Below are 6895 nucleotides of genomic sequence, written 5' to 3' on the forward strand. Positions count from 1 at the left end.
GGCCGGAATCCAGGTGCCACCGAACTGGATACCGGCCTTCGCCGGTATGACGAGACAATAAAAGCTTGTTTTGCAACAGAGTATCTACAGGCCTGCCTCCCAGCCTCTCGGTAAAAACTCCAGATCCCGCGGCTCGTCGATATCCACCAGGGTTTCCAGCCAATCACAGCGCATATTACACATATCCAGCCGCTCCCGCGTCTGCTGTGCGACCACCTCCGTGCTCCAACTAATATCTTCGAACAGCGCTGACTCGACACGATTCAACCCCAGCAGCGCATAGCCACCGTCGCGGGTCGGATGAATAACCGCATCGGACTTTTGCAGCGCGGAAGCCGCCGCGCGCAGACGCTCAGCAGTAAGCTGTGGACAATCGGTGCCGATCAGCAGCACCGAGCCCCCGGTCACTTGTGCTCGCCTGGCTGCCCGCCACAGGCGCTCACCGAGATCTCCCTCCCCCTGGCTGCTCAGCGCAACAATTTCCGGCAACGCAAGCGATTGCCAGTATTCGTGCTCCCTGTGCGGAGCCACACACAGCTCAATAGATCCCACTTCGGCTTGCAAACACTGCTGCAGAGTGTATTTCAACATCCTTTCGGCAAGTGCCGCCGCGCTCTCTTCCCCCAGTGCTGGAACCAGCCGCGTCTTGGCATAACCTGGCAGTGGCGCCTTGGCAAAAACAATCACACGCAAAGCGCGATTCGGGGAATCAGTCATAGCGACGGGCCAGGTTTTCTGCCGGCACGCCGCGCCAGTAGTCGAAGCGCAGCCGCCACATCAGCAGCACTGTGCGCAGGACACCGTATTTCTGCCAGCGGCGCCCGGACGTTGTAACGCGGGCGCCGATACAGGCCGGGCGGGAGATTTTCCGCAGCCGACTGCTCAGCTCTATATCCTCCATCAACGGCTGTGTGGGAAAACCGCCCAACTCTTCGAATAGATCGCGGCGTACAAATATCGCCTGGTCGCCGGTGGCAATTCCGCTCAGGCGGGAGCGCCAGTTGATCAGTGTGGCGATCAATGGGAACCAGATACTGTCGCCACAGATACGCAGGTCGAAGCGTCCCCAGCAGGAATCGCTCGAGAAATTCCGCTCCAATTTCTCGATCGCGTCGAGAGGCAGGCGGGTATCCGCGTGCAGAAACAGCAGCCAGTCGCCACCGGCACAGGCGGCGCCGACATTCATCTGTCGCGCCCTGCCTTTCTGTGACTTGAGTACCCGCAAGCCGGTGGCAGCGGCGAATTCCGCGCTGCCATCGATACTGCCGCCGTCCACCAGGAGCACTTCGATTTCGCCGCGCGCCTTCAGGTTGCGCAGGTGTTCGACAAGACCCGGCAACTGCGCCCGCTCGTTCAGCAGCGGCACCACGATACTCAAACGCACTAGCCACGCCTCCAGCGGTGGAAGCGCTCCAGAAGCCGCAGGATCCTTTCCGGTGCATGGGCGCGCTTCCAGTTGCCCGCCGCGTATTTATTGGCCTCCGCCATTGTCGGGTAGATATGAATGGTGCCGAGAATCTTGTTCATACCCAGGCCGTGCTTTATTGCCAGCACAAACTCTGCAATCAGCTCCGCAGCGTTTTCTCCGACGATGGACACACCGAGAATCCTGTCCTTGCCCGGCACCGTCAGCACTTTGACAAAACCCCGCGCCGCGCCGTCGACAATGGCGCGATCCAGATCGTCGATTCCGTAACGGGTAACCTCGTAGGGAATATTCCGCTCTGCGGCCTGCTGTTCGCCCAGGCCGACACTGGCCGCTTCCGGATCCACAAATACCGCGCGCGGCACCAGCGAGTAGTCCACGGCAAATTTCTTCAGGTCGCCGAAGAGACCATTGACCGCCGCATACCAGGCCTGGTGCGCGGCCATATGGGTAAACTGGTGGGGGCCGACCAGGTCACCGGCGGCGAGAATATGCGGATAGCGGGTGCGCAGGTATGGATCCGTCTGCAGCTTGCCGTCCTCGACAATACCGAGTGCCTCCAGACCGAAACCACTGACTCTGGCCCGGCGCCCCAGCGCCAGCAACAACTGGTCGAATTCAAGTAGCCGCTCCCCATCCGGCGCGCGCACTTTCGCGCTCGCCTTCTCGAAAGATACCGCCTCGTGTGCTGTGAATACCTCAATACCTTCGGCATTGAGCGACTGCTCTACCGCTTCGGATACCTCTCTCTCCTCCAGCGGCAGCAGCCGCTCTGCCTTCTCCACCAGGGTTACGCGCGAACCCAGCCGCGCAAAGGCCTGGGCCAGCTCGCAGCCCACTGCGCCGCCGCCCAGCACCAGCAGTTTTTCCGGCACTCGATCCAGGCCGGCAAACTTTTCCCAGAGGGTATCACTGGTAACAAAATCGACGTTATCCAGACCCGGCAGCGGCGGCACCAGCGGCTCGGCACCGGTGGCGAGAATAATTGCCCGCGCCGTGAGCACCTGTTCGCCGCCGCTGTTCAAGGCGATTTTCACGGTCCAGGGATCAACCAGACGGGCGCGCCCCTGCAACACCTCCACCCCCAGGCCCGTATAGCGCTCCACACTGTCGTGGGGTTCAATCGCCGCGATGGATTCGCGCACATGTAGCATCACCCGGGGAAAGTCGACCCTCGGCTCGGAAAGTTCCACACCGAATTTCTCCGCCTCGCGTGCCTGCTGCGCGATGCGGGCGCACTTGATCAGCGCCTTGCTGGGTACACAGCCGGTATTCAGGCAGTCGCCGCCCATAGCGCCGGCTTCGATTAGTGTCACCCCGGCTTTGACCGCCGCGGCGATATAGGCACTGACAAGACCCGCGGCGCCGGCTCCAATCACCACCAGGTTGCGGTCGAATCTGCGCGGCTTTTCCATCAGCGATTCGCCCTGTAGTGCTTGATCCAACGTAAAAGTCGCCTGGCCAGCAGGGGGAAGATTCCCAGCAGCACAAAAGACAGCAGCAGCTGCGGCGACAGAATATCGCCCAGACTTTCCAGCCTGCCCAGCTGTGTACCCGCGTTTACATAGACTGCCGTGGCCGCCAGCATACCCAGCTGACTGACCCAGTAATAGGTCCAGGTGCCAATACGGGTAAGTCCCATCAGGATATTGATCAGGAAAAACGGAAAGATCGGCACCAGCCGCAGTGCAAACAGGTAGAAGGCGCCCTCACGCTCTACACCGCGATTGATCGCCTGCAATCTGCCGGCAAAGCGGTGCTGGACCCAATCCCGCAGCAGGAAGCGGGAGACCAGAAAGGCCAGAGTGGCGCCGATGCTGGAGGCGAAAGACACGATCACCGTGCCCCAGAAAAGTCCGAACAAGGCCCCGGCGGCCAGGGTCAATATGACTGCACCGGGCAGGGACAGGCCGGTGATCAGAACGTAGAAAAGCGCAAACAACAGCCCGACCAGGATCGGTGCGGCCTGGCGCCATTGCTCAAACTGCGCCTGCCCCTGTTTCAGCTGTTCCAACGTCAACCACTGGTGCAGATCCAATAGATAAAAGACCAGCCCAAGAGCCAACAGTATGGCGATCAGGGAAAGTTTCTTTGCCATGGATTTTCGGCGGCCCTAGAGGGCGCCGCCGCAGCTGCTGCCCTGCCCGGCAGTACAACCGTAGCAGTGGTCGGCCACGCGGATCGGTGTGTTGCGCATATCCCGTTGGAGCAGATCCCGCAAGTGCGCGCGACCGGGTACTGCGATATCCAGCTGCTGGTTGAAATCGCAATCGTACAGGTTGCCCTGCCAGTCCACGCTGACCAGGCTGCGGCACATCACCCCTTCGAGATTGGCAGCGCTGTAGCTGTCCTTGAGCAGTTGCATATAGTCGGCAAACTGCCCCTTGGAAACCAGGGCGGAACCGAAGCGCTTGATCGGCATATTGGCCAGCGCGAAGAGTTGGTTGAAAACGATATCGAAATGCGCGAGCAACTCTCGCCGGTAATCCGCTTCCAGCGCCTGCTGGTCCGGCGGCAGGAAGGGTCCCTGGGGGTTGTAGACCAGGTTCAATACCAGGCCGCTATCGGCATGCCCGTATCCCAGCGCATTCAACTTCTGCAGTGCGGCGATACTCTTGTCGAATACGCCCTTGCCGCGCTGCCGGTCCACATTGTCGAGCGAGTAGCAGGGCAGCGATGCCACCACCTCCACCCGCTGCCGCGCCAGGAACCCGGCCAGATCCTCCTGCCCGGGCTCGAACAGGATGGTCAGGTTGCAGCGGTCGATGACCTGTACGCCCAGCGCCCGCGCGGCGCTCACCAGGTCGCGGAAACCCGGATGCAGTTCCGGCGCACCGCCGGTGATATCCAGGGAGGTCATTTTGCGCGCGCGCAACACTTCGGGAATCAGTGCCAGGTTTTCCCCGCTCATCATCTCGGTGCGATTGGGGCCGGCATTGACGTGGCAGTGCACGCAGCTCTGGTTGCACTTGTAGCCGATATTGACCTGCAGCGTGTCAATCCGCTCGCGGCGGATGGGCGGAAAATCCGATACTTCCAATAGTGGCAGCGTCTCGTGCATATCCGTCAGGACTCCAGTTCTTCCACCCTGTCGGTCGGTGCGAGCAGCGGTTTTATTACTGCTGCCTTCTCTTGCGACATGGCTTCCAGTGGCGTGACTAGAGCGCTGGCCAGAGCCGTGTGCGCATCGGATTGCGGCTGTTCTTCGCCCAGCAGGCGTATCGCCTCGGCGGCTATTCGCTGCGCGCGGGCGGCATTCTGCTGCAGGTTGGCGATGGCCGTTTCCGCGGTGACCGCGGCCTCACGCGGGTGCCAGCAATCGTAGTCGGTGGCCATGGCCAGGGTTCCATAGGCGATCTGCGCTTCCCGCGCCAGCTTGGCCTCGGGCATGTTGGTCATGCCGATCACAGAGGCGCCCATAGCGCGGAACCAGTGGGACTCGGCGCGGGTGGAAAACTGCGGTCCCTCGATACACACATAGCTGCCGCCGCGGTGCAGTGCAATCGGCTGGTCCCCCTGGGTGGCTTCCCCCTGAGCAATACCAAAGCCGCGCGCCAGGCAGTCGGCGACCCGGGCGCAGACCGGGTCGGCCATGGACACATGGGCCACGGCGCCATCGCCAAAGAAGCTGCTCTCGCGCCTGCGGGTCATATCGATAAACTGATCCGGAATCAGCATATCCAGTGGCCGCACCTCCTCGCGCAGGGAACCTACTGCAGAAAGGGACAGGATATAGCGTACACCCAGCTGGCGCAGCGCGTGGATATTGGCCCGGTAGGGTACTTCGGAGGGAATCAGCCGGTGTCCGCGACCGTGGCGGGCCAGGAAGGCGACGGGGACACCCTGCAGCTCGCCGGTAACGATAGCGTCGGAGGGCGCGCCGAAGGGGGTCTCGACCCGGTGCTCCCGCACATTGTCCAGCCCCTGCATTTCGTAGAGACCGCTGCCGCCGATTACGCCGATCAATGCCATTTGCCGCTCCTATATCTGCGTCTATGGCGGCAGTATAGAAATGACCTCGGGCATTGTATAGCTACCCTGCCCCGTCGATCAGGCAGCTTTCCAGTTCCGCCATGGCACTGGGCAGATCCACTGTCACTTTGAGGTCGCGCATGGTGCAACCGATGGCGTGCAGTGTCCTGAACAGGTTTTGCGCCCTGCACTGCTCTCCCATCTGCCCCACCCGGATGATCGGCAAACCAAATGAACCGGCAATTTCGACGCGGTATTTGCGCGATATCTGTGCACATACATCGCTACTGGCAATCCCCTGCGGGAGTTCAATGCCGACCACGGAGTTGAGCCGGCTGGATTGCGGAGCGTAGAGATTCAACCCCATGGCTTCCACACCATTCTGCAAGGCGCCGGAGCAGCGCCTGTGCCTTTCAAAGCGTCGCTCCAGCCCCTCCTCACAGACGAGACGCAGGGCCTCATGTAACGCCAGCACGCCGGATACCGGTGCTGTGTAATGGTAGGAGCCCTTGTGCCAGAAATTTTCCGCGAGCCGCGCATCCAGGCACCAGTGTACCGGCGTACCCGGGCGTGTGCGGATTCGCTCCCAGGCGGCTTCGGAGAAGGCGACGAGGGAAACGCCGGGAATGGAAGATAGACCTTTCTGGCCGCCGGTGATCACCGCATCTATCTGCCAGCGGTCCATTTCCAGGGGCATGGTGCTGAGGGTACAAACCGCGTCGACAATGGTGAGACAGCCACGTTTTTTCGCCTCGGCGGCAATTTGCCGCAGGTTGTGATTGCAGATGGTATTGGAGGTTTCGCCCTGTACCAGGGTGATACATTCGGGCTGGAATTCCTCTATGGCTGCGATAACCTGATCCAGGTCCGCCTGGGATTTTTCCGCACATTCCAGCACTTTCACATCGGCCCCGACGCGGCGGCTCATTTCCGCCAGGCGGGCACTGAAATAGCCGTTGCTGATACACAGCACACGGGTGTTGCGCCACACCAGGTTGCTCACCGCCATCTCCATCGCCGCGGAGCCGGGGCCAGCGATACCCATCACCCAGGGGCTGCGGGTCTGGAAGACGTAACGCGCCATGGTTTTCACCTGGCCGATGATGGTCGACATGGTAGCGCCCAGGTGGTTGATCACCTGGCTGTTGGCCCGCGCCACGGCTTCGGGAATGGGGACCGGGCCCGCCCCCATCATCAGCAGGGGTTCCGAGGGGAGTATCTGCTGCAGGGGTTTTATCGTGGGAACGGCAATAGATTCCCGGCTTATCGGCGGGGATTGACGGGAGCTACTCATTGTTCGACCTGGAAGCCAGTGGATAAAACAGTAATAACTGCTGACCGGAGGGCTTGTGGCCGGGGGATACAGCGGAGGCCAAATTTTGTTCGGCGGGATTAAAACGGTAATTGTGAGAGAAGGGAAAGTCAAATAAAAAGGCCGCCTCTCGCGAGACGGCCTTTTCGAATTTTTGTAGGAACGGCGGGGCGGCCATCCGCCCC

General features: G+C 61.1%; 8 protein-coding genes. All 8 read right to left on the reverse strand.

What is annotated here, in order from left to right; genetic code table 11:
* Positions 1-84: 84 nt before the first annotated feature.
* A complete protein-coding gene (locus tag IG627_RS19095) occupies positions 85-687 on the reverse strand; it encodes a TIGR04282 family arsenosugar biosynthesis glycosyltransferase (protein ID WP_319024615.1) in 603 nt (200 codons plus the stop codon).
* A gap of 22 nt (positions 688-709) precedes the next feature.
* Positions 710-1384, reverse strand: coding sequence for a TIGR04283 family arsenosugar biosynthesis glycosyltransferase (locus IG627_RS19100; protein WP_193194656.1), 675 nt, complete (start codon positions 1382-1384; stop codon positions 710-712).
* Complete coding sequence (locus IG627_RS19105; protein WP_226865457.1) at positions 1384-2871, reverse strand: dihydrolipoyl dehydrogenase family protein; 1488 nt, start codon at positions 2869-2871, stop codon at positions 1384-1386. Before IG627_RS19105 ends, IG627_RS19100 begins: the two co-directional genes overlap by 1 nt.
* The gene (locus IG627_RS20955) at positions 2841-3524 is read right to left on the reverse strand and encodes a TVP38/TMEM64 family protein (RefSeq protein ID WP_226865458.1); all 684 of its coding nucleotides are present in this window, start codon (positions 3522-3524) and stop codon (positions 2841-2843) included. The genes IG627_RS19105 and IG627_RS20955 overlap by 31 nt, the downstream gene beginning before the upstream one ends.
* Positions 3525-3539: 15 nt before the next feature.
* Positions 3540-4487, reverse strand: a complete 948-nt coding sequence (arsS, locus tag IG627_RS19110; RefSeq protein WP_193194658.1) for an arsenosugar biosynthesis radical SAM (seleno)protein ArsS — start codon at positions 4485-4487, stop codon at positions 3540-3542.
* Between the two features lie 5 nt (positions 4488-4492).
* The gene (mtnP, locus tag IG627_RS19115; RefSeq protein ID WP_193194660.1) at positions 4493-5398 is read right to left on the reverse strand and encodes an S-methyl-5'-thioadenosine phosphorylase; all 906 of its coding nucleotides are present in this window, start codon (positions 5396-5398) and stop codon (positions 4493-4495) included.
* 61 nt (positions 5399-5459) lie between these two features.
* On the reverse strand, positions 5460-6692 hold the full coding sequence (locus IG627_RS19120; RefSeq protein ID WP_193194662.1) for a pyridoxal-phosphate-dependent aminotransferase family protein: 1233 nt from the start codon (positions 6690-6692) through the stop codon (positions 5460-5462).
* Positions 6685-6895, reverse strand: a 211-nt coding sequence (locus IG627_RS20960; protein WP_226865459.1) for a hypothetical protein, incomplete at its 5' end; no start/stop codon positions are given. The genes IG627_RS19120 and IG627_RS20960, both read right to left, overlap by 8 nt.

The organism is Microbulbifer taiwanensis (assembly GCF_014904815.1).
GTDB classification, from domain to species: domain Bacteria; phylum Pseudomonadota; class Gammaproteobacteria; order Pseudomonadales; family Cellvibrionaceae; genus Microbulbifer; species Microbulbifer taiwanensis.

Bases quoted from the DNA above. Each gene is read 5' to 3' on its own strand.
- arsS (WP_193194658.1), bottom strand. From the start codon at position 4,487: ATGCACGAGACGCTGCCACTATTGGAAGTATCGGATTTTCCGCCCATC.
- IG627_RS19120 (WP_193194662.1), bottom strand. From the start codon at position 6,692: ATGAGTAGCTCCCGTCAATCCCCGCCGATAAGCCGGGAATCTATTGCC.
- IG627_RS20955 (WP_226865458.1), bottom strand. From the start codon at position 3,524: ATGGCAAAGAAACTTTCCCTGATCGCCATACTGTTGGCTCTTGGGCTG.
- mtnP (WP_193194660.1), bottom strand. From the start codon at position 5,398: ATGGCATTGATCGGCGTAATCGGCGGCAGCGGTCTCTACGAAATGCAG.